General features: G+C 41.6%; 25 protein-coding genes and 2 tRNA genes. 13 read left to right on the top strand and 14 right to left on the bottom strand.

Annotated features, from left to right (window positions below; translation table 11 throughout):
- Positions 1-25 precede the first annotated feature (25 nt).
- The 8 genes from epsC to rpsA all read right to left on the bottom strand — a co-directional run bounded on the left by epsC (position 26) and on the right by rpsA (position 8,724).
- A complete protein-coding gene (epsC, locus tag M9189_RS06690) occupies positions 26-952 on the bottom strand; it encodes a serine O-acetyltransferase EpsC (protein ID WP_250721913.1) in 927 nt (308 codons plus the stop codon).
- A gap of 6 nt (positions 953-958) precedes the next feature.
- Positions 959-1,477, bottom strand: a complete 519-nt coding sequence (locus M9189_RS06685) for an AAA family ATPase (RefSeq protein ID WP_250721912.1) — start codon at positions 1,475-1,477, stop codon at positions 959-961.
- A gap of 1 nt (position 1,478) precedes the next feature.
- Positions 1,479-2,108 carry a nicotinamide riboside transporter PnuC gene (pnuC, locus tag M9189_RS06680; RefSeq protein WP_250721911.1) on the bottom strand — a complete coding sequence of 210 codons (630 nt, stop codon included), beginning with the start codon at positions 2,106-2,108 and terminating at the stop codon, positions 1,479-1,481.
- A gap of 103 nt (positions 2,109-2,211) precedes the next feature.
- The gene (locus tag M9189_RS06675; protein ID WP_250721910.1) at positions 2,212-3,813 is read right to left on the bottom strand and encodes a S41 family peptidase; all 1,602 of its coding nucleotides are present in this window, start codon (positions 3,811-3,813) and stop codon (positions 2,212-2,214) included.
- Positions 3,814-3,989: 176 nt separating this feature from the next.
- Positions 3,990-5,519 carry a glutamine-hydrolyzing GMP synthase gene (guaA, locus tag M9189_RS06670; RefSeq protein WP_250721909.1) on the bottom strand — a complete coding sequence of 510 codons (1,530 nt, stop codon included), beginning with the start codon at positions 5,517-5,519 and terminating at the stop codon, positions 3,990-3,992.
- Between the two features lie 47 nt (positions 5,520-5,566).
- Positions 5,567-6,505 (bottom strand): ribonuclease Z, encoded by a 939-nt coding sequence (locus M9189_RS06665; RefSeq protein ID WP_250721908.1) that lies wholly within the window; start codon positions 6,503-6,505, stop codon positions 5,567-5,569.
- 8 nt (positions 6,506-6,513) lie between these two features.
- Complete coding sequence (locus M9189_RS06660) at positions 6,514-6,873, bottom strand: STAS domain-containing protein (protein WP_250721907.1); 360 nt, start codon at positions 6,871-6,873, stop codon at positions 6,514-6,516.
- Positions 6,874-6,906: 33 nt separating this feature from the next.
- Positions 6,907-8,724, bottom strand: a complete 1,818-nt coding sequence (rpsA, locus tag M9189_RS06655) for a 30S ribosomal protein S1 (protein ID WP_250721906.1) — start codon at positions 8,722-8,724, stop codon at positions 6,907-6,909.
- Between the two features lie 184 nt (positions 8,725-8,908).
- Here rpsA and M9189_RS06650 point away from each other — a divergent pair, with 184 nt between their 5' ends.
- From M9189_RS06650 to M9189_RS06630, 5 genes are read left to right on the top strand one after another with little or no spacing between them, the layout of a single operon-like run.
- On the top strand, positions 8,909-9,853 hold the full coding sequence (locus tag M9189_RS06650) for a UDP-glucuronic acid decarboxylase family protein (protein ID WP_250721905.1): 945 nt from the start codon (positions 8,909-8,911) through the stop codon (positions 9,851-9,853).
- Positions 9,854-9,882: 29 nt separating this feature from the next.
- Entirely contained in the window at positions 9,883-10,776 is an 894-nt protein-coding gene (rfbA, locus tag M9189_RS06645; RefSeq protein WP_250721904.1) for a glucose-1-phosphate thymidylyltransferase RfbA, read from the top strand.
- 13 nt (positions 10,777-10,789) lie between these two features.
- Positions 10,790-11,350, top strand: coding sequence for a dTDP-4-dehydrorhamnose 3,5-epimerase (gene rfbC, locus M9189_RS06640; protein ID WP_250721903.1), 561 nt, complete (start codon positions 10,790-10,792; stop codon positions 11,348-11,350).
- 28 nt (positions 11,351-11,378) lie between these two features.
- Positions 11,379-12,257, top strand: coding sequence for a dTDP-4-dehydrorhamnose reductase (gene rfbD / locus M9189_RS06635; protein WP_250721902.1), 879 nt, complete (start codon positions 11,379-11,381; stop codon positions 12,255-12,257).
- 26 nt (positions 12,258-12,283) lie between these two features.
- Positions 12,284-14,029, top strand: coding sequence for a phospho-sugar mutase (locus M9189_RS06630; protein WP_250721901.1), 1,746 nt, complete (start codon positions 12,284-12,286; stop codon positions 14,027-14,029).
- 149 nt (positions 14,030-14,178) lie between these two features.
- On the opposite strand, the gene M9189_RS06625 is transcribed toward M9189_RS06630, so the two are convergent.
- Positions 14,179-15,603 (bottom strand): ATP-dependent DNA helicase, encoded by a 1,425-nt coding sequence (locus tag M9189_RS06625; protein WP_250721900.1) that lies wholly within the window; start codon positions 15,601-15,603, stop codon positions 14,179-14,181.
- Between the two features lie 85 nt (positions 15,604-15,688).
- Between M9189_RS06625 and M9189_RS06620 the strand changes: the two genes are divergently transcribed.
- From M9189_RS06620 to M9189_RS06610, 3 genes are read left to right on the top strand one after another with little or no spacing between them, the layout of a single operon-like run.
- Positions 15,689-16,321, top strand: a complete 633-nt coding sequence (locus tag M9189_RS06620; RefSeq protein WP_250721899.1) for a hypothetical protein — start codon at positions 15,689-15,691, stop codon at positions 16,319-16,321.
- Between the two features lie 14 nt (positions 16,322-16,335).
- Positions 16,336-17,178 (top strand): DUF3822 family protein, encoded by an 843-nt coding sequence (locus M9189_RS06615; protein WP_250721898.1) that lies wholly within the window; start codon positions 16,336-16,338, stop codon positions 17,176-17,178.
- Positions 17,169-17,717: an RsmD family RNA methyltransferase gene (locus M9189_RS06610; protein WP_250721897.1), complete on the top strand. Its 549-nt coding sequence runs from the start codon at positions 17,169-17,171 to the stop codon at positions 17,715-17,717. The genes M9189_RS06615 and M9189_RS06610 overlap by 10 nt, the downstream gene beginning before the upstream one ends.
- 4 nt (positions 17,718-17,721) lie before the next feature.
- Here M9189_RS06610 and xerD read toward each other — a convergent pair whose 3' ends face one another.
- Positions 17,722-18,621, bottom strand: coding sequence for a site-specific tyrosine recombinase XerD (xerD, locus tag M9189_RS06605; RefSeq protein ID WP_250721896.1), 900 nt, complete (start codon positions 18,619-18,621; stop codon positions 17,722-17,724).
- Positions 18,622-18,816: 195 nt separating this feature from the next.
- On the opposite strand from xerD, the gene aroQ reads away from it, so the two are divergent.
- The 5 genes from aroQ (at position 18,817) to pckA (ending at position 22,942) form a co-directional block, all read left to right on the top strand.
- Entirely contained in the window at positions 18,817-19,242 is a 426-nt protein-coding gene (gene aroQ / locus M9189_RS06600) for a type II 3-dehydroquinate dehydratase (protein WP_250721895.1), read from the top strand.
- A 37-nt stretch (positions 19,243-19,279) separates the two neighbouring features.
- Complete coding sequence (gene pyk / locus M9189_RS06595; RefSeq protein ID WP_250721894.1) at positions 19,280-20,710, top strand: pyruvate kinase; 1,431 nt, start codon at positions 19,280-19,282, stop codon at positions 20,708-20,710.
- Positions 20,711-20,913: 203 nt separating this feature from the next.
- A tRNA-Asp gene (locus M9189_RS06590) sits at positions 20,914-20,987 on the top strand.
- Positions 20,988-21,029: 42 nt separating this feature from the next.
- Positions 21,030-21,103 (top strand) — tRNA-Asp (locus M9189_RS06585).
- A 234-nt stretch (positions 21,104-21,337) separates the two neighbouring features.
- Positions 21,338-22,942, top strand: a complete 1,605-nt coding sequence (pckA, locus tag M9189_RS06580; RefSeq protein ID WP_250721893.1) for a phosphoenolpyruvate carboxykinase (ATP) — start codon at positions 21,338-21,340, stop codon at positions 22,940-22,942.
- Positions 22,943-23,023: 81 nt separating this feature from the next.
- Here pckA and M9189_RS06575 read toward each other — a convergent pair whose 3' ends face one another.
- From M9189_RS06575 to folP, 4 genes are read right to left on the bottom strand one after another with little or no spacing between them, the layout of a single operon-like run.
- Complete coding sequence (locus M9189_RS06575; protein ID WP_250721892.1) at positions 23,024-24,022, bottom strand: lysophospholipid acyltransferase family protein; 999 nt, start codon at positions 24,020-24,022, stop codon at positions 23,024-23,026.
- A gap of 20 nt (positions 24,023-24,042) precedes the next feature.
- Positions 24,043-24,909 (bottom strand): TIGR01777 family oxidoreductase, encoded by an 867-nt coding sequence (locus tag M9189_RS06570; protein WP_250721891.1) that lies wholly within the window; start codon positions 24,907-24,909, stop codon positions 24,043-24,045.
- A gap of 9 nt (positions 24,910-24,918) precedes the next feature.
- On the bottom strand, positions 24,919-25,701 hold the full coding sequence (gene cdaA / locus M9189_RS06565) for a diadenylate cyclase CdaA (RefSeq protein ID WP_250721890.1): 783 nt from the start codon (positions 25,699-25,701) through the stop codon (positions 24,919-24,921).
- Between the two features lie 4 nt (positions 25,702-25,705).
- Positions 25,706-26,497: a dihydropteroate synthase gene (gene folP, locus M9189_RS06560; RefSeq protein ID WP_250721889.1), complete on the bottom strand. Its 792-nt coding sequence runs from the start codon at positions 26,495-26,497 to the stop codon at positions 25,706-25,708.
- Between the last annotated feature and the right edge of the window lie 85 nt (positions 26,498-26,582).

Here is a 26,582-nt window from a genome sequence, read left to right as displayed (position 1 = left end):
CGAACAGTGCGTAAATTGAAGTAAACTAAATGCCATCCCCCCAGACAAATCCTCCAAAACGATATCTTTCCTGTACAACCTTACTGTTGGGCGCAACATCTGATGTAATCCATACATTACCCCCAATAACTGAATTTGCACCAATAGTAATTCTTCCAAGGATTGTAGCCTGAGCATAGATTATTACATTATCCTCTACTATCGGGTGACGTTCAATACCTTTTATTGGGTTGCCCTGCTCATCCAGTGGAAAGCTCTTTGCTCCAAGGGTAACCCCCTGGTATATCTTAACATTGTTGCCTATAATAGAGGTCGCTCCAATTACTACTCCAGTTCCGTGATCGATAGTAAAACTGTGACCAATCCTTGCTCTCGGATGGATATCAATACCAGTTTCAGAATGTGCCATCTCAGTGATAATCCTGGGCAGCAAGGGAACTTTCAACTCATACAACGCATGTGCTATTCTGTAATTGGTAATAGCCCTGATCGCTGGATAGCAGAAGATCACTTCTTCCCTGCTTTGTGCAGCCGGATCGCCAAGGAAGGCTGCTTCTACATCTGTTGCAAGTACCTGACGAATCTCAGGAAGTTGCTCGATAAACTTCACACTGAGTTCTGCAGCCCTGGCCTTTGCCTTGTCTGAATCCATACTGTCCGGATCTCCACATCCAAAACATAGTCCGGCATATATCTGATGTCTTAGCTTGTCATAAAGCCTCTCAACATTAACACCTATATAGTACTTTACACTATCTGGCCTTGTCGATGAACTGCCGAAATAACCCGGAAACAAAATCTCCCGCATCAAGTCTACTAAGGCCCTCATCTCAGCAACTGATGGCATTGGCTGATCCGGGTTCTGTCTATGCCACACGGCCTTGAATGATTCAGCTTTTGACAAAGCTTCGATAGTCCTTTTAATCTCTTGGGGATACTCGAATTTGCTCATCTCTATTCAGTTTAGTTGATCTATTGCTTTCTGTGCATTAAATATTCTATCGCTCCCCTGCCCTTCAATAATACTGTATCTTATGCCATAGTATTCAAGCTCCTTTCTATACCTGTCGAAGAAGTATTCCCTCCTGTGTCCGTTTTCCCTTACTCCATCATCTATCCATGGCAGGTCTGGTTTACACAGCAATACTATATCAGGTTTGTTTTCCCATAGGGCTCTGTCTATCCATTGAGGACAACAGAAATACACTTCTTCAAACCATAGCTTGGTAATAATAAGAAAAGTATCAAAAATAGCAATCGAAGCTCTTTCGTGGCTATATCTCTCTATATTTCGAAAAACAAACAATTGCCTTCTGGCAATTGTTTCAACGTCTTCAAAAGTATAGGGTCTTTTTAGTCTGTATACATAATCTCTTGCATACTCCGTTATTCCCGGGCATCTGTAGTGTGCTGCCAGCTTTTCAGTAAGTGTTGTCTTGCCTGATGCCTCAGGTCCTGTAATGACTATTCTTTTCATTTCAGCAAACGGCTGACTGTTGGGACATATTCCTTTTCCACCTGATATATCCTACTACTGCCATTACGCAATATACTATAAATAATCCTGCAGCCAAATACAGTCCTTTGTAGAGATATATCCCAGTAGAAAAGACATCCAAAACTATCCAAAACAACCAGTGTTCCAGTATTTTTCTTGCAAGCATCCAGGTTGCAACAATACTTCCTGCAGTTTTTATCGAATCCAGCATCGGCACATCAGGCATATCAGATGCCGACATCGCAAGCAGAGCTGGTACTGTTTTTAGCAATAGATATAATAATGCCCCTATTAGGACTATAACACCAATGTAAACAAACCACTGCATGGATTTAAGACTGATTGTTGGTATTACTCCTGATTCATCTGTTCCTTTGGTTTTCCCGCTCCTCCAATGTATCCAGCCATAGATGCTGACCCAAAGGTAATATACCTGCAATCCCATATCTGCATACAGACGACTCTGATATAAAAGCACTGCAAAAAACAGTGCCGACAAAAAGCCTGCTACCCAAAGAAAAAGATTCTCCCGAATAGAAAGAAACAAGTAGATAAGGGCAAACAATGTACCCGCAAGTTCTATCCAATTTTCCGATAACCAGGTCATCATTGCAATTCAATTTTCAGTAACTAAAGACAGGGCACTCTCTGAAAACAAAAAACACCCGTTTGAAAGTATTCAAACGGGTGTCGTAAAGTTATAAAAATTAGTACTAGTATTTATCAATCGCTGAAAACAGATTACGGACCCCCATCAAATCCAATGCTTTATTATATACTGACATAGTAGGATTAATAATCTCATAATACGCATTTAATCCCCATATATTCCGTGCAATCTGCGCTTTAAGCATGGCTCTTATAAGTTCACCAGATATTTCAAGACCTTCAGGATCAGCACCTATACCCATGATAGCAGCCTCCCTTTCAAGTTCATCAATCATAGCCTGATCTACTTCAAACTTATCTCTGAACGCTTTAAAATCCGGATAGGAGGCCTCCAGTTTGTATCTGTTGGAGTCCCAATACTGAACTGCATATTGTCGGATAGCTCCCGATGAAAGTAGCTTATTGTAATACTCACTATATTTAGTAGTGTCTATCGGAACAAAGACATCAGGTACTATGCCTCCTCCACCATAGACAGCCCTTTTCATTACAAGCGTTTCGTAATAAGCTGCATCATTTACATGAATGCTGTCCTTGGTCAATAACTCACCTGAAGAGTAGCGTTCATTTATTTCTGAACGATACTCTTTAATTCCATTAGAATAGGGTTTCTGAATACTTCGACCTGAAGGTGTATAATAATTTGCTATTGTCAAACGAATCTCAGATCCGTCAGGAAGTGTAAAGGGACGTTGCACCAGACCTTTTCCGTAACTTCTACGGCCAACCACTATACCCCTGTCCCAGTCCTGGATTGCTCCAGCAACTATCTCAGAGGCAGAAGCAGAACCTTCATCAAGTAACAAAATCAGATTTCCCTTTTGCCAAAGTCCGTTACGTGTGGAGTAATAGTTCTTTTTTGATACTGATTTACCCTCGGTATAAAGTATTAATCTGTTGTTGCCAAGAAACTCGTCTACAATATCCAATGCCGCTTTTAAGTATCCGCCACCATTTCCGCGAAGATCCAGAATAAGGTTATCCATTCCCTCACTCTTAAGCTTTTTTACAGCATCACAAAACTCCTTATGTGTGTTGGCTGCAAAACGGTTTATCTTAATATAACCGGTCTCCTCGCCAGCCATATAGGCAGCTTCTACACTATTGATAGGTATCTTGTCTCTGATAACACTAACATTCCTCATTCCCGGCTGGCCTTTTCGGTAAACCGATAATACAACTTCGCTTCCTTTTTTCCCTCTTAGTAGTTTTTGAACCTCAGAATTTTTCAGCCCTATTGCAGCAATGCTTTTACCATCAACTGCCACAATCCTGTCCCCGGCAGCTATGCCGGCCTTCTCTGAAGGACCTCCACTAACTGCTGACAAGACTGTCAAGGTATCTTCAACTATGGCAAATTCTATCCCAATACCCTCAAAATTGCCATCCAGAGGCTCATTCATAGCCGCCACTTCCTCTGCCGGTATCAAGATTGAATGAGGATCCAGTTTGTTGAGAATTGCCTCAATAGCAATCCTGGAAAGCTCTTCCTTGTTAACACTATCTACATAGAAGTTGGTAATCAGCTGCCACGCAACCTGAAAATTGTCGAAACTTTTGTCTTCACGTTGAGCTGATAGACTTCCGAAACAAACCAACAACACAAATAAGGCTGAGTACCTAAGAGAAATGTATCTGATCTTCATATCACTGCTTCCTTTCTCATCAAACCATTAAACAACAATTTGGTTTGCCTGCATACTATTACAGACAAACCAATTATTGTGCCATAACACACAACCTTTTACGCATACTGAATCGTCCGGGTTATAGTGCATATGTAAATTAATCACAATTAATGTGATATGAAAAATCTATTGCTCTATTCCCACTCAATAGTTGCCGGTGGTTTTGAACTTATGTCATAAACTACGCGGTTTACTCCGCGTACCTTATTGATGATCTCATTAGAAACCCTGGCAAGAAACTCATATGGAAGATGTACCCAGTCTGCTGTCATACCGTCAGTAGATTGTACAGCTCTTAAAGCCACAACACTTTCATAAGTTCTTTCATCTCCCATTACTCCAACCGATTTAACGGGTAAAAGCATTACTCCTGCCTGCCATACCGAGTCATAAAGGTTGTTTGCCTTAAGCGCGTTGATAAAGATATCATCAACTTCCTGAAGCAAGGCTACACGCTCAGCAGTAATCTCACCCAGGATACGAATTGCAAGTCCGGGACCTGGAAATGGGTGGCGTCCAAGGATATTCTCAGGAAGACCCAGTTCCTTACCTACCCTTCTGACTTCGTCCTTAAAGAGCAACTTGAGTGGTTCAATCACCTTAAGATTCATCTTCTCTGGCAAACCTCCCACGTTGTGGTGTGATTTTATGGTAACCGATGGTCCATTGACTGAAACTGATTCAATAACATCAGGATAAATGGTGCCTTGAGCCAGCCACTTAACATCCTTAATCAAATGAGCTTCCTCATCAAATACCTCTATGAAAACCCTGCCTATTATCTTACGTTTGGCCTCAGGCTCACTTACTCCATCAAGTTCCTTAAGAAAGCGTTCACTTGCATCAACACCTTTCACATTTAGTCCAAGGTGTTTATATGAATCCAAAACAGAATCAAACTCATTCTTGCGCAACAGTCCATTGTTCACGAAAATACAGCACAGATTTGGTCCGATTGCTTTGTGAAGCAACAGCGCTGCAACCGAACTGTCAACACCTCCGGATAGTCCCAGAACAACCTTGTCATTACCCAATGTATTGCGTAATTCCTCAACAGTGGCGGCAACAAAAGATGCAGGACTCCAGTCAGGTACACATCCGCAAATATCAAACAGGAAGTTGTGAAGCATTTGAGTACCCTGTGTGGTATGGTATACTTCAGGGTGAAACTGAATGCCAAATACATTCCTTATCGGAAGGTGGTATGCTGCAATTTTCACATCCTTAGTACTGGCAACAACATCAAAACCCTTAGGTAGGCTTGTTATCGTATCTCCATGGGACATCCAGACCTGACAGCCTTTGTCGATATTCTTAAATAATGGATTAGTGTTGTCGAGGGTCTCCAGATTTGCCCTTCCATACTCCCTTGTCTCTGATGAATCAACAATACCACCGGAATGTTTGGCAATATATTGTGCACCATAACATACACCCAGCAACGGAACTTTGCCCAAAACCTTGGTAAGGTCAGGTGCAGGAGCCTTTTCGTCAGTTACACTGTAAGGACTTCCTGATAGGATAATACCCTTAGTAGTGTCATCGGGCTCAGGGATCCTATAATACGGCAATATCTCGCAGTACACGTTCAACTCCCTTACCCTACGCGCAATAAGCTGAGTATACTGGGAACCGAAATCCAGAATGATGATCTTGTTTTGCATCTGTTTGGTTTATGATCTGAGGTTGGAAAAATGAAGTGCAAATATAATTAAAATTCACTGTCCCTGCCAGAATTGGGAATATCAAACGTCATTCCATCTTCAGCAAGGTAAGACTCCTGAAAAACTTCTGCAGCCTCCTTTCTGAACAGGTCAGTGTTCTTGTATCTGGTGCTGTAATGTCCAAGTATAAGTTTTTTAACACCAGCTTTTTTTGCAATTTCTGCAGCCTGTCTGGCTGTACTGTGAAATGTCATATCAGCCAGACCTTCATTGTCAGACAGGAAAGTGGCTTCATGATATAATAAATCGACATCCTTTATCACAGGAATAATGGCTTCCGAATACTTTGTGTCAGAGCAAAATGCATAAGACCGTGCCTTAGCAGATGGTTTTGTAAGCACACTATTAGGTATTACAGTACCATCTTCACTCACATAGTCCAGTCCTTTTTTTATCAGGGGTATCCATTTAACAGGGATATTGTAAAAATCAAGACTTTCTCTTATAATATGTCGTTCAGCCTCCTTCTCCCTGAAAAGATATCCACAAGCCGGGATCCTGTGTGTAAGAGGAATACTAAACACCTCCACCCGCTTGTCCTCATATACAAGTTCTGACTTGTCGGTATCAACCGAGTGAAAGCAGACCTTATACTTCATATCCCTACAAAAAAAGGCAAGTATAGGACCAAAGACCTTTTCAGTATCAGATGGTCCATAAATATGCAGGTCGGCTGTGCGCCCAAGCAAACCTAATGTAGATAACAAGCCCGGGAGGCCGAAACAGTGATCCCCATGTAGATGGGAAATAAAGACATGGCTTATTCTGGTAAAGCGGATTTTATTTTTCCGCAGTTGCATCTGTGTGCCTTCACCGCAATCAACTAAAAAAAACCGCTCAGATACATTGAGCACCTGAGCGGTTGGGTTTCTTTCCGATGTTGGCAACGCAGAGTTACATCCCAGTATCGTAACAGAAAATCGCATCTAAAACATCATTGTTTTGATTTGATTGACTTACGCATCATTTCAATTCCATCATCGGCAGTTGGAGCAATTGTTATTACAGTGTCGAGCTGACTTACTGAGATTAGCCTTTCAACTGCTGGCTGAAGGCCTGACAGTACGAAAACTCCTTCACTGTTCTTGCATAACCGATTTGCAACTAAAATGGCGCTTAAACCGGACGAATCACAGTAATTACATTTGCTCAGGTCCAAGAGAATATTCCTCTCATTGTTACCAGCCAATAGCACCAGTTCTGATTTCAAGCCTGGAGCAATGGTGGTATCGAGTTTTTCTTTCAATACCTGTACAAGGATAAAATCATCCAGTCTGTCAATTTTAAAATCCATTACAACAATCTGTTAGGTTTAACTCTTCCAACATTATTTTTCGTCAGCTTCCATCTGGTCTTTCAAAGCAGCCAACTCAGAAATGTCGCCAAGCGTTGTCTTTTCGAGATTGTCTTTCAGCTTCTTCACATTCTTCTTGGTGCTGGCAGCTGCTTTGGCTTGCTCAGCCTTTGCAGCTTGCTCTTCACTCTTTCTTTCGTCTTCGAAGATACGTGAGTGTGACAAAATTATACGCTTAGCAGCTTTGTTGAACTCAATTACCTTAAACGCAAGTTTTTCTTCAGCCTTTGCCTGTGTACCATCTTCCTTAACAAGGTGACGAGGTGTGGCAAATCCTTCAACTCCGTATGGTAATGCAATTACGGCACCTTTATCGAAAATGTCAACTATTGTACCCTCATGAATTGAGTCCACAGTGAAAATTGTTTCGAACACATCCCATGGGTTTTCTTCCAATTGCTTGTGACCCAGACTTAGACGACGGTTTTCTTTGTCTATTTCAAGAACCACTACTTCAATGTCATCACCGATGTTTGTAAACTCAGCGGGATGCTTGATTTTCTTGGTCCAGGACAGGTCTGAGATATGGATCAAACCATCGATACCTTCTTCAATTTCAACAAAGACACCAAAGTTGGTAAAGTTGCGAACCTTGGCTGTGTGCCTGCTGTTAACAGGATACTTTTCTTCGATATTATCCCATGGATCTGGTTTCAATTGCTTGATACCAAGAGACATCTTCCTTTCGTCACGGTCAAGAGTCAGAATGATTGCTTCAACTTCTTCGCCAACTTTCAGGAAGTCCTGAGCGCTACGCAAGTGTTGTGACCAAGACATTTCAGAAACGTGGATCAGACCTTCAACCCCTGGTGCAATTTCAACAAATGCACCATAGTCAGCCATAACCACTACTTTACCCTTAACGATGTCACCTACTTTCAGGTTGGCATCAAGAGCATCCCATGGATGTGCAGTAAGCTGCTTCAATCCAAGAGCGATACGTTTCTTTTCATCGTCGAAGTCAAGGATAACTACATTCAACTTCTGATCAAGTTGTACAATTTCTTCTGGATGTGAAACACGACCCCATGACAAGTCAGTGATGTGGATCAATCCATCTACGCCGCCAAGGTCAATGAATACTCCATAAGATGTGATATTCTTAACTGTTCCTTCAAGAACCTGACCTTTTTCAAGTTTAGAAATAATCTCTTTCTTTTGTTGTTCAAGCTCTGCTTCGATAAGAGCCTTGTGAGAAACAACAACATTTTTGAATTCGGGGTTGATCTTAACAACCTTGAATTCCATTGTCTTGCCAACAAATACGTCATAGTCACGTATGGGCTTAACATCAATCTGAGAACCTGGAAGGAAGGCTTCGATACCGAATACATCCACAATCATACCACCCTTGGTACGACACTTGATGTAACCCTTGATAACTTCGTCTTTTTCCAGAGCTTCGTTTACGCGATCCCATGAACGCAACGCTCTAGCCTTCTTGTGTGAAAGAACTAGTTGACCTTTCTTGTCCTCCTGGCTTTCAACAAAAACTTCTACTTTATCACCAACCTTTAGTTCCGGGTTGTAACGGAATTCGTTACGGCTTACAATACCGTCAGACTTGTAACCAATGTTGATTACAACTTCGCGCTTATTCATCGCGATAACAGTACCATCGATAACTTCTTTTTCAGAAATTGTCGATAAGGTCTCATTGTACATTTTTTCAAGCTCTTCCCTACCGCCTGATACAGCATCAGTCTCAAAGCTTTCCCAGTCAAAGCCTTCAATTGCTGATTCTACAGCTGTAGCTTTAACTGCCTTTTTTTCATTTTCTAATTCTGCCATTTTAACTAAGTCTTCTGCTAATAAGTTAGACATTATGTTTCTAAAAAACGCTGCAAAAGTATCACTTTTGTTTGAATATCCAGTAATTACAATCTCAAAATAACACAATATTTTGAGTTCCCACGGTTTTTACTGGTTGAATAATAATTTTAATAACTTAATTTTGGGAACGAAATTATAGATTATGAAGAGGATTCTGGTCACCGGCGGTGCCGGATTTATAGGGTCACACTTGTGTGACAGACTGTTAGCCGATGGGAATGATGTTATTTGCCTGGATAATTACTTCACCGGAAGCAAGTCAAACATAGTACATCTGGTTGACAATCCGTTTTTTGAACTGGTACGCCATGATGTGACACATCCATATTTTGCAGAAGTTGATGAAATATACAACCTTGCCTGTCCTGCATCTCCTGTTCATTATCAGTACAATCCCATAAAGACTATTAAGACCTCGGTAATGGGGTCAATCAATATGCTGGGACTTGCAAAACGCGTAAGGGCCAAAATTATGCAGGCTTCTACGAGTGAAGTATATGGAGACCCTCAGGTTCATCCACAGAAAGAATCCTACTGGGGCAATGTAAACCCAATTGGAATTCGTTCATGCTATGATGAAGGGAAAAGATGTGCTGAGGCCCTGTTTATGGACTATCACAGACAAAACAGTGTTAAGATTAAGATTATCAGAATATTCAACACTTATGGGCCAAGGATGCACCCCAATGATGGCCGGGTGGTATCCAATTTTATAGTACAAGCCCTAACTGGACAGCCAATTACTATCTTTGGTGATGGTACTCAGACCAGAAGTTTTCAGTATGTCGATGACCTGATTGAAGGTATGGTAAGAATGATGAATACCGGAAATGATATTATTGGTCCTGTCAACCTAGGCAATCCAAACGAGTTTTCAATGCTTGAGCTTGCCAGGGAAGTACTTGATATCACAGGCTCATCCTCGAAAATTATTCACAAACCATTGCCCCAGGATGACCCGACTCAAAGAAAACCAGATATTTCCCTGGCCCAGGAGATGCTTGATGGATGGGAGCCCAGGGTACAACTTCGAAATGGGCTCAGGTTGACTGTTGAATACTTCGATAAATTGCTGAGTAAAGCCTAATACCTGAATCTATAATTAAATAATACACTATGAAAGGAATCATTCTTGCAGGTGGATCTGGAACCCGCCTTTATCCTGCTACAAAAAGCATTTCTAAGCAGATTATCCCTGTATATGATAAACCAATGATATACTATCCTTTATCAGTGCTGATGCTAGCGGGAATAAGGGAAATACTTATTATCTCAACTCCGGATGACCTTCCTTTGTATAAGAGATTACTGGGCGATGGCTCTGATCTGGGTTTATCATTCAGTTATGAAGAACAACCTTCTCCGGATGGACTGGCCCAAGCCTTCCTGATTGGTGAAAAGTTTATTGATAATAGTCCTGTTTGTCTTATCCTGGGTGATAACATATTTTATGGCGTAAATTTGAGCATCGCAATGAAGGAAGCTTCGAAGCTTTCAAATGGAGCTTTAGTTTTCGGCTATAATGTAAATGACCCTGAAAGATATGGAGTTGTTGAATTTGACAAGGAAGGAAAAGTAATTAGCATCGAGGAAAAGCCCGAAGCACCTAAATCCAATTATGCAGTAACAGGATTATACTTTTACGGTCCGGATGTAGTGGCAAAAGCAAAGGCACTAAAGCCAAGTAAAAGAGGTGAACTAGAAATAACAGACCTTAACCGCCTGTACCTAAATGAAGGAAGCCTGCATGTCAAATTACTGGGACGTGGTATGGCCTGGCTTGATACCGGAACCCATGACAGCTTGCTTCAGGCATCAAACTTTATAGCCACAATTGAAAAGAGACAAGGTCTTAAGATCGCATCACTGGAAGAAATAGCATATAAAAAAGGATGGATAGGTAAGGATCAGCTGTTGAAACTTGCTGCTCCGCTATCTAAGAACGAATATGGTAAATACCTGTTAAAGATTGCTGAACAGGATTTGACTGAAATACGCAATGAGTTATAATGGATTTTGTAAAATGAAAGTCGAAGAAACAAATATTCCAGGTCTTAAGATTATCAGACCAAAAGTGTTTACAGATGCCAGGGGTTATTTCCTTGAATTGTACAACAAACCTGATTATAAGGCTTTGGGCATAGATTGTGATTTTGTACAGGAGAACCTATCGTCTTCGGTTAAAAACACTATCAGGGGATTGCATTACCAGCTTGCCCCACATGGTCAGGCCAAACTCGTCCAGGTAATCAGGGGTAAAGTGATGGACGTGGCAGTAGATCTGAGAGATAACTCGCCTACTTTTGGAAAGCATTATGCTATAGAACTATCTGAAGAAAACAAGATACAGTTTTTCATCCCTAGTGGCTTTGCTCACGGCTTCGTCGCCCTGAGCGACGAAGTTATCTTTTATTACAAGTGCTCCAGTGTATACAATCATGAAGCTGAACGAGGCATTAACTTCAATGACCCTTCCCTTGGCATTAATTGGCAAATAGATATAAGGGATGCAGTTGTTTCACCCAAGGACAAGACTTTGCCCTTTTTTGAGGAGGCTGAAAAGAACTTCTCTTTCTACGAGTAATTAATAGTAACAAGTTAAATCAATAGATATGAAAGTACTTGTAGTTGGTGGTGAAGGCCAGCTTGGTTCAACCATTTCCGAGCTTTCGGCTAGTTGTGGTTTTGCTGAGTTCAGAGTCACCAGGATGGAAGAACTTGACCTTAGCTCTGAGAAGAACGTAAAGAATTTCATGAGCTCTGTGGATTTTGATTATGTGGTCAATTGTGCAGCATATACAGCCGTCGATAAGGCTGAAACTGAAAGAGAAACAGCCCGTACCATAAATGCATTGGCACCTGGATGGATAGCCCGTTACGCTAAGGAAAATGGAGCTGGTATAATACATATTTCGACCGACTATGTATTCGGTGGAAATGCCAATACTCCACTTGCTCCAGATATGCCAACAGCACCGTCATCAGTATATGGTGCTACAAAATTAGAAGGAGAAAAACTTGTTGCAGAGGCAAATCCAAGGCACCTAATCATCAGAACCTCCTGGCTTTATTCACGATATGGGAATAACTTTGTCAAAACAATGCTAAGGCTTGCCGGTGAAAGGGAGGAATTGTCAGTGGTTTACGATCAGGTAGGAGCTCCTACTTATGCTGATGATCTGGCAGGGGCTATACTTAAAATACTTGAAGTTGGTTCACATAATGATAAGGCCTTTATTCCCGGTATTTACCATTATTCAAATCTTGGAGTCTGCAGCTGGTATGATTTTGCCAGGGCAATTTTTACTTTTGCAGGCAGGAATACAAGAGTCAAACCAATTCTATCTGCAGAGTATAAAACAGCGGCCACCCGACCTTCATTCTCTGTACTGGATAGCAGTAGTATTAGAAAAACTTACAATATTGAAATACCTTACTGGACCGACAGCCTAAAGAAATGTTTAGAGGCGTTTGGGGAAATCGGCTGTTAAGGTTGGAACAAATAAACATAAGAGACATGGAAGACATACTATCATTGGTAAGAAAGAAAGCCCAATCGTGGCTTGGAGAAGAGTATGACGAAGCCACCAGGGCCGAGGTCAAAAGGATGCTTGACAATCCTGACACAACTGAGCTAATCGACTCTTTTTACAAGGATCTTGAGTTTGGTACAGGCGGACTGCGTGGCATCATGGGTGCTGGTAGCAACCGTGTCAATATCTACACAATCGGTGCCGCTACCCAGGGACTTGCCAATTACATAAACAAGGAGTTTGCCAATCTACCGGAAAAGAAAGTAGTAATTGGTCATGATTGTAGGAACAACTCCAGGCTTTTTGCTGAAAAGGCAGCCGGTATCTTTGCTGCAAATGGAATTATCGCCTATCTCTTTGATGAACTGAGACCAACACCGGAAGTATCATTTGCCATCAGGCACCTAAAATGTCAGAGCGGTATTGTAATTACGGCTTCGCACAACCCCAAGGAATACAATGGCTACAAGGTATATTGGAATGATGGGGCTCAGATAGTAGCGCCACATGACAATAACATAATAGAAGAAGTCAGAAGTGTATCCTCTGTTAAGCAAATAAAGTTTGATGGCAACAAGGAACTGATAAGGATGGCTGACAAGAGTGTTGATCAGGCCTTTATTGATGCAGTTAGGAGTATAGCTCTCAATCCCGATGTAATCACGCAACAGAAGGATATGAAGATAGTCTTCTCCCCCATCCACGGTGCTACATATAAAATGGTGCCAGAAGCTTTACGTCAACTGGGTTTCACAAATGTGATTACAGTTCCCGAGCAAATGGTAGTAAGTGGTAACTTCCCCACAGTAGAATCACCCAACCCGGAGGAGACTGCAGCACTAAGACTGGCAATTGAAAAAGCTATAGCCGAAGGTGCAGACCTTGTTGCGGCTTCTGACCCGGATGGGGACAGGCTTGGCATTGCTATAAGGAATGACAAGGGTGAGTTTATCCCGGTCAATGGCAACCAGACCGCAGCTCTACTCACGTGGTATATGGTATCTCAGTGGAAGCAGAGAGGCCTTTTGAAGGGAAATGAATTCATTGTAAAGACCATAGTAACAAGTGAACTGCTAAAGGAAATTGCAGAAAAGAATGGAGTAGAGTACTTTGATACTTATACCGGCTTTAAGTGGATAGCATCTGTTATAAGGGAACAGGAAGGCACAAAGAAGTATATTTGCGGTGGTGAGGAAAGCTATGGCTTCCTGCCGGGCGACTATGTTAGAGACAAGGACTCTGTAGGTTCTATTTCAATGATAGCCGAGATTGCAGCCTGGGCGCGCAGTAACGGTCGCAGCGTTTATGAGCTCCTTCAGGATATCTACACTGAATATGGCTTTTCACAGGAAAGACTTATTTCGGTGGTTAGAAAAGGAAAATCAGGAGCCGATGAGATCAATGCTATGATGAAGCAGTTCAGGGAAAATCCCCCAAAAACACTTGGAGGCTCAAGGGTATCACTGATAAAGGACTATTCGGTACTTAAGGCTACCAATCCTATTACCGGAGAAGTAAAGGTGATAGACCTTCCAGCATATTCAAATGTACTGCAATTCTTTACTGAAGAGGGTGCCAAGGTATCTGTCCGTCCATCTGGAACAGAACCCAAGATAAAGTTTTATTTTGAGGTGAAAGTTCCTATGAAAGGTCGTGAAGAATTTGCAAAAGCCGTGGATGAAGGTAATATGAAGATTGATCACATAGTGGCAGATCTAAAACTGAACTAAAATATCGCGACTTAAAGTTACTGCCCGGAGGGCGACACCATATTTATTTCGCAAATACTGAGAAGAGGTTTTACTGGATTTGAACTGCCCCCCAAAGTTTTACGCTAAACTTTTGGGGGGCAGTTCTGTATATGGACAAGCTATAATTCTTAATATTTAAAGAACTCCTTTGGGAAATTTACAAGATACAGCCTTTCAGTGGCCCTTGTAAAGGCTGTATACAACCACCTGAGGAAATCCCTTGACAGGTGTTCCTCTGTGAAATACCCAAGATCAACAAACACAGCCTTCCACTGACCACCTTGTGCCTTATGGCAGGTCATTGCATAGGCAAACTTAATTTGCAGGGAATTATAAAACTCATCCGACCGCAGGGCCTCATAACGCTTGCGCTTGACAGAGATGTCTTGATAATCCTCCATCACAGCACTGTAAAAGAGTTCCTGCTGTTCATGATTTAGGCCGGGTCCTTCACTATGAATAGTGTCGAGTATCACCCTTGTATCAATCTCCACATTACGATAGTCAGTCAATTCGCAAGTGATATCAGCAAACCTGAGACCATACAATTCATGGTACTTTTTAATCCTAATGACCCTTGCAATATCACCATTTGCAATAAAGCTAATCTCCTCGTGTTCCTTAATCCAATGATAGTTGTTCTTCACTATTAGTAGGAAATCCCCGGGAGCCAGTTCCTCCTCCTTGTGTAAAACTGTATTTCTTATACCTTGATTGTAAAGGTTAGCTCTCTTGTTACTCCTGGTAATAATGAGAGTCTCTTCAAGGCCATAGTTGTCGTAACAGTAATTAATTTCCTCGATAAGGTCGCCTCCGGAGATCCTTCTGATATCAGTATAGTCGTCAATATCAATTATGGGAAAACCGCTTAGTTCCTCATCCTGATCAAGCATCTCCCTTAATTTTGTAGCATTCGCAAGTATCCCACTGTTTTCCTCCTGTCTTAGCACATCAGTAAGCACAGTTTCCCATACCTCGGATGCATAGCCAGCTAATTCACCTTTATCAAGAGCAGGACTCAGAGAAGTCTCCACTGGAGGAAGCTGGGCTGTATCGCCAAGCAGAACAAGGCGGCAGTTATCTCCCCCATATACATAAGAGATAAGATCATCCAGAAGTCGTCCGGTCCCAAAGACTGAGTTTCCACTGCTTTCATTGGAGATCATGGAGGCCTCGTCAACTATAAAAATAGTGTTCTTATGAAGATTGTCATTAAGGTTAAAGCTTCCAAAGCCGTCCTGGAAACGACTTTGTCTGTATATCTTTTTGTGTATAGTATAGGATGGCAACCCTACATAATTACTTAGAACCTTTGCTGCCCTTCCCGTAGGAGCAAGCAATACTGTTTTGATATTAAATTCATAAAGTGTTTGGACAAATGAGCGCATTAATGTAGTTTTGCCAGTGCCTGCATAACCTCTCAGGATGAACAGACTTTGAGCCCCACTTTCGGACAGAAAACCGCTCAGAGCCTCAATTGCATCAATCTGAGACTGTGTTGGTAAAAAGGAAAAATTGGATATGAATTTTTTCTTAAAGAGTTGCTTTTGCATATTGAAAAATAGTACTGACAATAATAATACTTGATACAATATTATTTTATAGTTTTGTGCAAAGATTAAATTAAATAATTACCTAATGAAAACGACATTTCAAATTCTACTGATCATCGTTATCGGATTCCTGGCTTTTCTGGTTTATGAGAGCATAATGAGGCCTGTTAAGTTTCAAAGAGAATATAATATTAGAACTGAAAAAGTAATCGACAGGCTTAAGGACATCAGAAGTGCGCAAGTTGCGTATAAGTTGGTCAACGGAAAGTATACAGCTAGTTTTGATACGCTTTCGGACTTTGTTGCCAACGGTCAGATACCTGTTGTAAGAATGGAAGGTTCTCTTAATGACAGTATGATTCTTGCAGGTATGACCGAACTTAAGGCTCTTGAGTTGGGTATTATCAAGAGGGATACAGCATATGTGAATGTTATTGACACCCTGTTTAAGACTAAGACATGGATAGCTGATTCTCTCCGCTATGTTCCATTTACCGACAAGGCAGAATTTGAATTGGGAACCAATGTTCTTAGCACTGCTTCAGGAGTAGATGTTGAAGTGTTTGAAGCAAAGGTACCTTATGAAGTTTTCCTTCAGGGACTTGAAAAACAAGAGATTATCAACCTGAGAGAAGTGGATGTTAAACTTAACAGGTTTCCTGGATTACGTGTTGGTTCACTTACCGAGGCTAATAACAATGCCGGAAACTGGGAGTAGAACTTTCTTATGACATGAAGGCTTTTTCTATCGTTGACGAAAGTTTTGATCCGGTTATAAGTTCATCATATTTTATATCCATCCAGATCACTCTGGATGGATTTTCTTTTTGTATACTGGACCCGGTACGCAACAAGTACATCCAGATGCAACATATCCCTCTGGATGGAAAGCAGGCGCTTATACCTCAGGTAGAGGAATGTTTTGCTTCTGTTGAGAAGCTCAACCTCCCCTACAAGAAATGTATGGTGTTGCTTCCAACCAACATAGCAACCCTTGTTCCTAGTTCACTATACGAAAATGGTGACGAAATTAAATGGCTTTCTTTCAGCCATACATTGTCGGATAGTCAAGGTGTTGCAACCAACAAAGTAAGGATGGCTGATGCCTTCAATATCTTTGCTGTAAATCATGAACTTGAGCGCATACTACGCAGACAATTTCCTGCTCCTTCGCTGTATCAGCAGTATACCCCCATTATAGAGGGTAACCTGGCAACAATGGCAGATTCGGAAAAGCCCTTTGTAATAATTAATCTGGAGAATGAGTATTTCGATCTGTTGGTATTTAGGGAAAACAATCTCAAACTGTGCAATTCGTTTCCAATTAAAAGCGAGAGTGACTTCCTTTACTTCTGCCTTTTCGTTTTTGAGCAGTTGAAACTCAATTCCCAGACCACTGAAGTTCTGATGTTTGGCCGTCATCCAAGGTTCAGTGAACTAGAGAACTTGTTGTCAGACTATATAAAAAAGGTAAGACACAGTAATATGCCTCATCAGTTTCAATACTCACATCAGTTTCGTAGTCTTGACACGCCCGAGTTTTATAATATGCTAAGTCTTCCTTTATGCGTATAACAGGTGGATTTTTAAAGAGCAGGCGCTTCGAGCCTCCCAAAAGTTTCAGAGCCAGACCCACAACAGAGGTAGCTCGTGAGGCTCTGTTCAATATCCTTAGCAACTATTTTGATTTCGAAGAATGTAGGATTCTGGACCTTTTTGCCGGTACGGGTGCTATCAGCTTAGAATTTGCATCTCGCGGTGCATTGAGCGTGACCTGTGTTGAAAAGGACTTTGTGCACTATAAGTATATCAAAAAGCTTGTTGAGGACCTAAAACTTCAGGACGTAATACATCCAGTAAAGGGAGACGTATTCAGATTTTTGAGCAATACGCAAAACCTATCAGTGTCTATGGTATTTGCAGATCCACCCTTTGATCTGCCCGGCAGTGAAAAGATTATAGATCTGGTGCTGGCTACAGGAGTATTAGCTCCTGAGGGGCTGTTAATCATGGAACATGGACCCAGCAAGGACTTTTCTGCACATCCCAGATTTCACAGTATCAGAAAATATGGGAAGGTCCATTTCAGCTTTTTTGGAGCCTTCCCGTCTTAGTAGCTTAGTTTCGTGGATGATAATGTGATACTGTATCACTTAGGTAGTCCTTGTCAAGGTGGGTGTAAATCTCTGTTGTAATAATTGATTCGTGCCCCAGCATTTCCTGTACTGCCCTAAGGTTGGCTCCCCCGTCTACAAGGTGAGTGGCAAATGAATGACGGAAAGTATGAGGACTAATGTTCTTGGTGATATTAAGATCCCTTGCTATATTCTTAATTATGGTAAAGATCATAACCCTCGACAACTTTCTTCCCCTTCTGTTTAAGAAAAGAATGTCCTCATGAGGAGGGTGTATCTTAAGTACACGCCTGTATTCACTAATATAAAGATTAATCTCTTTAATTGCCTTGTTACTAATTGGTACAAGTCTTTCCTTACTACCCTTACCCTCTACCTTAATAAATCCAGACTCGAAAAAGAGATTTGATACCTTCAGGTCAATTAATTCGGACACCCTTAGCCCACAGCTATACAAAGTCTCAAGGATGGCTTTATTTCTCTGTCCTTCAGGTTTTCTAATGTCAACAGCATTAATAATGGCATCTATTTCCTCTACACTAAGAACTTCTGGAAGTTTCCTTCCAATGCGTGGTGCCTCAAGCAGAGCAGTCGGATCTTTTTCAATACGCTCCTCTATCAGGAGGAATTTATAAAAAGACTTAATTCCACTAATAATCCTTGCCTGAGTCCTTGGACTGATACCTCTATTACTTATCCATTCAATCAGCCCCTTCAGTTCGTTGAGGGTGACTGTCTCAGGTCCATTATCCAACCCATTGCTTCTGAGATAGGACACCAGTTTATAAAGATCAGTAATATAAGCATGTATGGAGTTATCCGACAATCCCTTTTCCAACCTCAAGTAATTCCTAAACTCATTAATTTCCGATTCCCAATTCATAACAGTATTTTATTTACTCTTTTTCAAAGAGAGAAACAAAAACTCAGATTCAAAATGATAAAAGGCAATATTTAATTAAAAGTGCAAATTATTTTATCTATTTGGGCAAAATTACTGGTAAAAGTTTAACAAAAGACATATTTTTTATTTCAAAGTCTTGTCCTATTTTTGCAGCGCCTTTGAAGCATTGACATTATGAAGATAGTAATAATAAACGGTCCTAATTTAAATCTATTAGGAGTTAGAGAACCCGAAATTTACGGAAGTACTACTTTCGAATCCTACCTAGACCAACTCAGGAAAGACTTTCCGCAGTTTGAGATAAACTACTTTCAGTCAAATAACGAAGGCGAAATAATTGATTGCATCCAAAGGGAAGGTTTTTCTGCAGATAGAATTATTATTAATGCAGGGGCTTATACCCACAGTTCTCCTGCCATAGCCGATGCCCTTTCGGCAGTTCCAGCCAAAGCAATTGAAGTACATATTTCCAATGTGTTCAGGCGCGAAGCATTCCGTCATCATTCCTATCTATCACCTGTAGTTGAAGGAGTTATCTGCGGATTTGGACTTGAATCGTACAGGATGGCGTTGTCTTATATAAAGGACATTTTGATTTAGCATAATTACTGATTAATTCTGATAACTATTTTTCCCGATGAAAAAACACACTAAGATTGTGGCCACCGTATCTGATCTCAGATGCGATGTGGATTTTGTAAAGAAGTTATACAAAGCTGGCATGGATGTAGTACGTATGAATACTGCCCATGTCGACTTCGAGGGGTTGGAGCGTGTTATAAACAATGTCCGCCAGGTATCGGAGAAGATTGCTCTGTTGATGGATACAAAGGGTCCAGAAATCAGGACTACCCGTTGCGACAACGACATTGTTCTGGAAATGGGTGACATCGTATATATTAAGGGAGATCCATCTGGCAAGAGTGACAAGGAAGTCATCTGTGTCTCCTATCCAAATATTGCTGAGGATGTAGGTGTTAACAGCCACCTCCTTTTCGACGATGGTGAGATTGACCTTGTAGTAAGGGATGTTACAAATGGAATGCTTAAATGCGAAGTTCTGAATAACGGTACTCTTGGTAGTAAGAAGAGTGTTAATATCCCAGGTGTTCGCATCAACCTTCCTTCTCTTACAGAACGTGATATAGAGTTCATTAAGTTTGGTATTGAAAAAGACATTGATTTCATTGCTCACTCCTTTGTTCGCAATGCTGACGATGTGAAGGCAATACAAAAGATTCTTGATGAGCACGATAGTCCTATAAAGATTATTGCCAAGATTGAAAATCAGGAAGGTGTTGAGAATATCGACGAAATTCTTGAGAACGTCTATGGCGTAATGGTAGCACGTGGCGACCTGGCTATCGAGATCGGTCAGGAAAAGATTCCTCTGGTTCAAAGACAACTGATTCGTAAGTGTGTTGAGGCTAAGAAGCCTGTTATTGTAGCTACTCAAATGCTGCATAGCATGATTAAGCATCCTCGTCCTACACGTGCTGAAGTAACTGATATTGCTAATGCAATATACTACCGCACTGATGCTATCATGCTAAGTGGTGAGACTGCCTACGGTAAATATCCTGTTGAAGCTGTTGCTACCATGGCAAGCATTGCCAAGGAAGTGGAACTAGCAAAGGGTGCGCGCAATGACATTCCGGTTGACCTTGTGAAGAATGATATTACTGCATATCTGGCTGATACTGCTGTTAAGGCTTCTAAGGAACTGCCCATCAAGGCCGTTCTTACTGATAGTCTAACCGGAAAAACTGCCCGTTACCTTGCTGCATTCAGAGGTCCTCAACCAGTGGTAGCTCTGTGCTACAACAAGAGGGTTGGAAGGGAACTAGCCCTCTCCTATGGAGTATTCCCAAGGCTTACAGAACCTGGTAGCTCTAAGGGCGAGATTATGAGGAAGACTGTAGACAAGTTGAAGAAGAAAGAAATCCTTGACGATAATGACCTGGTTACTTATCTGGGAGGAAGTTTCGGAATTGGTGGAGGTACTACCTATCTTGAAATTATTACAGTCAAAGGTCTTGTAAATAAGATTGACCGTTACAACGAGTAGTCGTTGCAACGAATAGCAATATGGAAGGCTGCCACAGTAGTGGTAGCCTTTTTTTGTGTAAAAACTACACTGCTCTACTTGTTCAGTATCAGCACCACAGCGAAAAATCATGAAAAATGACTGTAAAAAATGCGTCCAGCTTATTGAAATAATCAAAAGAACATTTATATTTGCAGCGTCTTTAAAGAAAGGCACAAGATTCTGGTCTGGTAGTTCAGTTGGTTAGAATATCGGCCTGTCACGCCGGGGGTCGCGGGTTCGAGTCCCGTCCAGACCGCAAAACTAGAATATTGTTAAAAGATAATTTGCTTAAGACTTTGGTCTGGTAGTTCAGTTGGTTAGAATATCGGCCTGTCACGCCGGGGGTCGCGGGTTCGAGTCCCGTCCAGACCGCAAAGCAAAGTAAGCCTTGATAACTTTGGTTATCAAGGCTTTTTTATTTATTGTCGTTAATAACTACGATTTGACAGCTTAATTCCTAAAAAAATGTTAAATCGAAAGATTTTGTAGAAATAATATTAAAGAAATATTTCTTTAATATTATTCTTTTATATCTTTGTGACGGTGGTAAAGTTAAACCACCTTCATGCTATGGGTATAATGTCAAATAATTAAATAAATCTAAGTATGGCAAATGTTGATTTGACTAAGTATGGGATTCAAGGTGTAAAGGAAATCGTTTACAACCCCTCATACGATCTGCTTTTCGAAGAAGAAACAAAACCAAGTCTTGTAGGCTTTGAAAGAGGCCAGGTAACTGAACTGGGTGCTGTTAATGTAATGACTGGTGAGTACACTGGTCGTTCACCCAAGGACAAGTTCTTTGTAATGGACGAAGTATCTAAGGATACTATCTGGTGGACATCAGATGCATACAAGAACGACAATAAGCCTGTTACCGAAGCTGCATGGAAAGAAATCAAGAAGCTTGCTGTTGACTGTCTGTCAAACAAGCGTCTATTTGTAGTTGATGCTTTCTGCGGTGCTAACGAAAATACCCGTCTGAAACTTCGCTTTATCATGGAAGTTGCATGGCAGGCTCACTTCGTGACCAATATGTTTATCCGTCCAACCGAAGAAGAACTGAAGAACTTCGGCGAGCCTGATTTCATCATTATCAACGCTTCTAAGGCAAAGGTTGAGAACTATAAGGAACTTGGTCTTAACTCAGAGACTGCTATCGTATTCAACCTGAAAGAAAAGATCCAGGTTATCCTGAATACATGGTATGGTGGTGAAATGAAGAAAGGTATGTTCTCATATATGAACTACCTGCTTCCATTGAGGGGTATAGCTTCAATGCACTGCTCTGCCAACACTAACGAAAAGGATGAGACTGCAATCTTCTTTGGTCTGTCTGGTACAGGTAAGACAACCCTTTCAACTGATCCAAAGCGTTTGCTGATTGGTGACGACGAACACGGTTGGGATGATGATGGTATCTTCAACTTCGAAGGTGGTTGCTACGCTAAGGTAATCAACCTGAGCAAGGAACACGAACCTGATATCTACAATGCTATCAAGCGTGACGCTCTGCTGGAAAACGTAACTGTATCAGCTGACGGCAAGATTGATTTCAATGACAAGTCAGTTACTGAAAACACTCGTGTTTCTTACCCGATCAATCACATTGTTAACATCGTTAAGCCAGTATCAAAGGCAGGACATGCTAAGAAGGTTATCTTCCTTTCTGCTGATGCATTCGGTGTATTACCTCCTGTTTCTATTCTGACTCCAGAGCAGACTCAATACTACTTCCTGTCAGGCTTTACAGCTAAGCTAGCCGGTACAGAACGTGGTATCACTGAACCTACTCCTACTTTCTCTGCATGCTTTGGTGCTGCATTCCTTTCACTGCACCCAACTGTATATGCACGTGAACTTGTAAAGAGAATGGAAAAGGTTGGTGCTAAGGCTTATCTGGTTAACACAGGATGGAATGGTTCAGGAAAGCGTATTTCTATTAAGGATACCCGTGGTATTATCGACGCTATCCTTGATGGTTCAATCGACAATGCTGATACCAAGACTATTCCTTATTTCAACTTTGCTGTTCCAACAGCTCTTCCTGCAGTTGATCCGGCTATTCTCGATCCAAGAGACACATATGCTGATTCTAAGCAATGGGAAGAAAAAGCAGTTGACCTTGCAGGTCGCTTTGTTAAGAACTTCGAAAAATTCACAAGCAACCCAGATGCAAAGGCTCTTGTTCCTTACGGTCCACAGCTGTAATACAAGTCTGTATAAATTCAAAAAGGCTGCCTTCGGGCAGCCTTTTTTGCTATGTAGTGTTGGGCTCTTATGTGTCGTCCGTTATTTATGGCCTTCTTTTAAAAGCCGCTCTTTCTCTGCCCTCTTTTTTGCTTCAAGCTTTTCAACGAATAGTTTTTGAGACTCTGGGGTGGTCTTCCATCTCTCGTGCATCCATACCCACTGGTCAGGATATTTGTCAATAAAATCACTGATAATATTTGAGTAAACTCTTGTGTTCTCAAGCAGATCATTCTCTCTGTCTCCAGTATCGATAAGGTCAACAGGTGGAAGTATAGTAAACTGATGCGTATTATCAGCCTTTCTCCTCATAAACATAGGCACCACGGGGGCCTTTGTGTCAAGTGCAAGCCTTGCAGCGCCAACAGGGGTATAGGCGCGTCTTCCAAGGAAGTCAACAAATACACTCGGAGCTGTAGTGTCCTGATCTATCATAATAATCAGGCAGTCACCACTGTTGATTGCATCGATAAGTTTGGGATAGGCCTTACCCCTGCTTATGTTCTTCATGCCTCTGCGCTGACGGGCCTCTACAATTAGTTTATCGATTCTGGGATTTGGTAGCGGGCGACTAAGTGCCGATGTTGAGTACCCCATCACCGGAAGAATAATTGCAGAAAACTCCCAGGAACCTGTATGACTCATCAGGCAGATTACTCCCCTACCCTGTTCATAAGCAGCTTTGAGATGTTCCTCCCCTTCGATATCTATAATCCCGGCAAATCCTTCACGTGTCGTACAATGCAAAGTCTTTATATAATCTCCGAAATTCATCGCCTGGTGAACAAACACAGACCTGGCCAGGTCTTTTATCTCAACCTGACTAAGCTTGTTACCATAAATATGACTCAGATTATTTACTGTCTTTTTGCGGTTTGACCGAGCCATAGTAAATGCAAGTTGACCTACTGCTCTGCAAAATGCCAGGACTGCCTTTCGGGGTACTAAACGTACAACTAGCACAAAAGACTTAATAAGGAAGACCAGAATAGGATATTTTATTCCCCTTCTGGCTTTCTTCCACCATTTCTTAAAATTCATCTCCTCTCAGGTTTTTGGACTCAGTTTTTACCAATAAGTTCCTTTCTCAAGGCCGACTCAAGGGTAGGGTAAGAAAACTCAAATCCATCAGCCAGAAGCCGCTGGGGTATTACTTGCTGGCCTTCAAGTAACAGTTGGGACGCTTCTCCCATGACAAGGCTAACAAGTTTTGCGGGAAGGGTAAGATAAGCCGCTTTACCTGTTACAGCTGCAAGCTGAAGGGTAAATTCACGGTTTGTTACGATTTCGGGTGCCACAAGGTTATATACCCCTGTTGCTATTGGCTTAAAAATAGTACCTACTATGGCTTTTACAACATCATCTATATGAATCCATGGCATATAAAAATCACCCTTGCCAATTCTGGCTCCAAGTCCCAGTCTGAATGGAGGCAACATTTTTTTCAGCATCCCACCGGATGCTGAAAGCACAACTCCAAGCCGGAATATGGTCAGACGGGTCTTTTCTGCATCAACTTTAAGGGCTTCATGTTCCCAGTCAATACAGAGATCAGCAAGGAAGCCTGATGCATAGCTTGTTGAAAACTCATCATGAACTTCTACACTGTCGTAAATACCAACTGCTGAGGCAGTAATAAAATCAGCCAGTGGTTTTTCAAGTGAATTAACTGCTTCAACAAGTCTCCTTGTAGTAAGAACCCGGCTCTCGTATATTTCCTTTTTGCGGGCCTCAGTCCATCTTCCTGCAATTGAAACACCGGCTAGGTTGACCAACGCATCGCATCCATCAAGCAAATCTTTCAAATGATCGCTACCGGAAGCAATATCGGTACGTGTAACGGGTACTATCCTGCAATCCCTGGCTTCAAGGGCCTGCTTTACAGCTGTACCTATTAGTCCGCTACTTCCGCATATTGCAACTACCATTAAAACAGGTTATTTAATATTAGCCATACTCTCCACTACCTTCTTCTCGAGCTCCTCAGTACTGAGGTTATAATAGCCCTTACCCCCAACGAAGAATGACATACGACCGGTCTCTTCAGAAACAACTATTGAAACTGCATCAGTCGATTCCGTGATACCCATTGCTGCCCTGTGACGTAGTCCTACATTCTTGGGCAAATCCATGTTCTGGGACACAGGAAGTATACATCCTGCAGCTTTGATTTTGCTCTGGTTGATTATGACTGCTCCGTCATGCAAGGGGCTATTTTTAAAGAATATTGATTTTAAAAGGGTCTTAGAAATCACAGCATTAATCAGCTCCCCCGTTTCAACGTAATCCAAAAGTTCGGAACGCCTTGTAATAACTATCAGAGCCCCAGTCTTGGATCTGGACAACTCCTCACAAGTGCTGACCAATGGCTTAATCTGAAAGCTCAACATCCCCGGAGAACTACTAACAAACAGACTATCAACAGAAAATCTGTTACCTATATTGTATTTCGATCCAAGGAGAAGCAGAAAACGCCTTATCTCAGGCTGAAAGACTATTATTATTGCAATCACCCCAACATTTACAAGGTTGTCAAGTATGGCTCCTGACAATTGCATATTGAGGGCCTTGATCATCAACCAAAACAGTATAAAGGCAAAGATTCCTATGAATATATTAACTGCCACGGTACCCTTGATCAGCTTGTATAACCAATACAGCAGCCAGGCCACAAGGACAATGTCTATCAGATCTATAAGCCTTATCTCGAGAAAGGTCATCTTGTCAACTCGTTTTGCTTACGCTTTTTAATTCGCTCACTAATTTAACACATTCAACTGCTTCCTTTACATCATGTACACGTAAAATGTTGGCTCCCTTTAGCAGAGCAACTGTATTTAGAGCCGTTGTTCCGTTTAGCGAACCCTCCGGATCGCCATCCAGAACCTTGTATATCATCGACTTGCGTGACAAACCAACAAGTAACGGGAGCTGAAATAGTCTGAACTCATCCAGGCGGTTAAGCACACTGTAATTATGTTCAACGGTCTTGCCAAAGCCGAATCCGGGATCAATTATTATATCATTTACACCCATTGAACGGAGTTTGTCAACCCTCTCTGACAACCACAGTGAAACATCAGCAACTACATCCCTGTATGTAGGATTTAGCTGCATGGTGTCGGGTGTTCCCTGCATATGCATCAGTATATATGGCACCTTGAGGCGGGCAACTGTATCAAACATTGCCCCGTCCATCTCACCTCCTGAAATATCATTGATAATATCAGCAAACCCTTCAGTTACAACCCTTTCAGCAACTTCAGCCCTAAAGGTATCAACCGACACAATAAGATTCGGGTACCTATCCCTGATCACCTTAAGTGCAGGCAAGAGCCTGGCAAGTTCTATATCAGCACTGACATTCTCTGCTCCTGGTCGACTTGAATACGCACCCACATCAACCATGCTTCCACCTTCATCAACAACCTGCCCAACTCTTTCTAGTATAGCAGCTTCTGAATTGAATCGGCTTCCGCTGAAAAATGAATCCGGAGTGATATTAATTATCCCCATTACCGCTGGGGTTGAAATGTCAATCAATTGCCCTCTGCAATTGATGGTTTGCGAAGGCCTAAGAAACATACTATGCTTAATGGTC

Origin of the sequence: Xiashengella succiniciproducens, from assembly GCF_023674465.1 — a bacterium.
Classification (GTDB): Bacteria; Bacteroidota; Bacteroidia; order Bacteroidales; family Marinilabiliaceae; genus Geofilum; species Geofilum succiniciproducens.
This window is presented reverse-complemented; position numbering and strand designations above follow the sequence as displayed.

Coding starts and splice junctions, on each gene's coding strand:
- epsC (WP_250721913.1), bottom strand. CDS start 952: ATGAGCAAATTCGAGTATCCCCAAGAGATTAAAAGGACTATCGAAGCT.
- M9189_RS06685 (WP_250721912.1), bottom strand. CDS start 1,477: ATGAAAAGAATAGTCATTACAGGACCTGAGGCATCAGGCAAGACAACA.
- pnuC (WP_250721911.1), bottom strand. CDS start 2,108: ATGATGACCTGGTTATCGGAAAATTGGATAGAACTTGCGGGTACATTG.
- M9189_RS06675 (WP_250721910.1), bottom strand. CDS start 3,813: ATGAAGATCAGATACATTTCTCTTAGGTACTCAGCCTTATTTGTGTTG.
- guaA (WP_250721909.1), bottom strand. CDS start 5,519: ATGCAAAACAAGATCATCATTCTGGATTTCGGTTCCCAGTATACTCAG.
- M9189_RS06665 (WP_250721908.1), bottom strand. CDS start 6,505: ATGCGATTTTCTGTTACGATACTGGGATGTAACTCTGCGTTGCCAACA.
- M9189_RS06660 (WP_250721907.1), bottom strand. CDS start 6,873: ATGGATTTTAAAATTGACAGACTGGATGATTTTATCCTTGTACAGGTA.
- rpsA (WP_250721906.1), bottom strand. CDS start 8,724: ATGGCAGAATTAGAAAATGAAAAAAAGGCAGTTAAAGCTACAGCTGTA.
- M9189_RS06650 (WP_250721905.1), top strand. CDS start 8,909: ATGAAGAGGATTCTGGTCACCGGCGGTGCCGGATTTATAGGGTCACAC.
- rfbA (WP_250721904.1), top strand. CDS start 9,883: ATGAAAGGAATCATTCTTGCAGGTGGATCTGGAACCCGCCTTTATCCT.
- rfbC (WP_250721903.1), top strand. CDS start 10,790: ATGAAAGTCGAAGAAACAAATATTCCAGGTCTTAAGATTATCAGACCA.
- rfbD (WP_250721902.1), top strand. CDS start 11,379: ATGAAAGTACTTGTAGTTGGTGGTGAAGGCCAGCTTGGTTCAACCATT.
- M9189_RS06630 (WP_250721901.1), top strand. CDS start 12,284: ATGGAAGACATACTATCATTGGTAAGAAAGAAAGCCCAATCGTGGCTT.
- M9189_RS06625 (WP_250721900.1), bottom strand. CDS start 15,603: ATGCAAAAGCAACTCTTTAAGAAAAAATTCATATCCAATTTTTCCTTT.
- M9189_RS06620 (WP_250721899.1), top strand. CDS start 15,689: ATGAAAACGACATTTCAAATTCTACTGATCATCGTTATCGGATTCCTG.
- M9189_RS06615 (WP_250721898.1), top strand. CDS start 16,336: ATGAAGGCTTTTTCTATCGTTGACGAAAGTTTTGATCCGGTTATAAGT.
- M9189_RS06610 (WP_250721897.1), top strand. CDS start 17,169: ATGCGTATAACAGGTGGATTTTTAAAGAGCAGGCGCTTCGAGCCTCCC.
- xerD (WP_250721896.1), bottom strand. CDS start 18,621: ATGAATTGGGAATCGGAAATTAATGAGTTTAGGAATTACTTGAGGTTG.
- aroQ (WP_250721895.1), top strand. CDS start 18,817: ATGAAGATAGTAATAATAAACGGTCCTAATTTAAATCTATTAGGAGTT.
- pyk (WP_250721894.1), top strand. CDS start 19,280: ATGAAAAAACACACTAAGATTGTGGCCACCGTATCTGATCTCAGATGC.
- pckA (WP_250721893.1), top strand. CDS start 21,338: ATGGCAAATGTTGATTTGACTAAGTATGGGATTCAAGGTGTAAAGGAA.
- M9189_RS06575 (WP_250721892.1), bottom strand. CDS start 24,022: ATGAATTTTAAGAAATGGTGGAAGAAAGCCAGAAGGGGAATAAAATAT.
- M9189_RS06570 (WP_250721891.1), bottom strand. CDS start 24,909: ATGGTAGTTGCAATATGCGGAAGTAGCGGACTAATAGGTACAGCTGTA.
- cdaA (WP_250721890.1), bottom strand. CDS start 25,701: ATGACCTTTCTCGAGATAAGGCTTATAGATCTGATAGACATTGTCCTT.
- folP (WP_250721889.1), bottom strand. CDS start 26,497: ATGGGGATAATTAATATCACTCCGGATTCATTTTTCAGCGGAAGCCGA.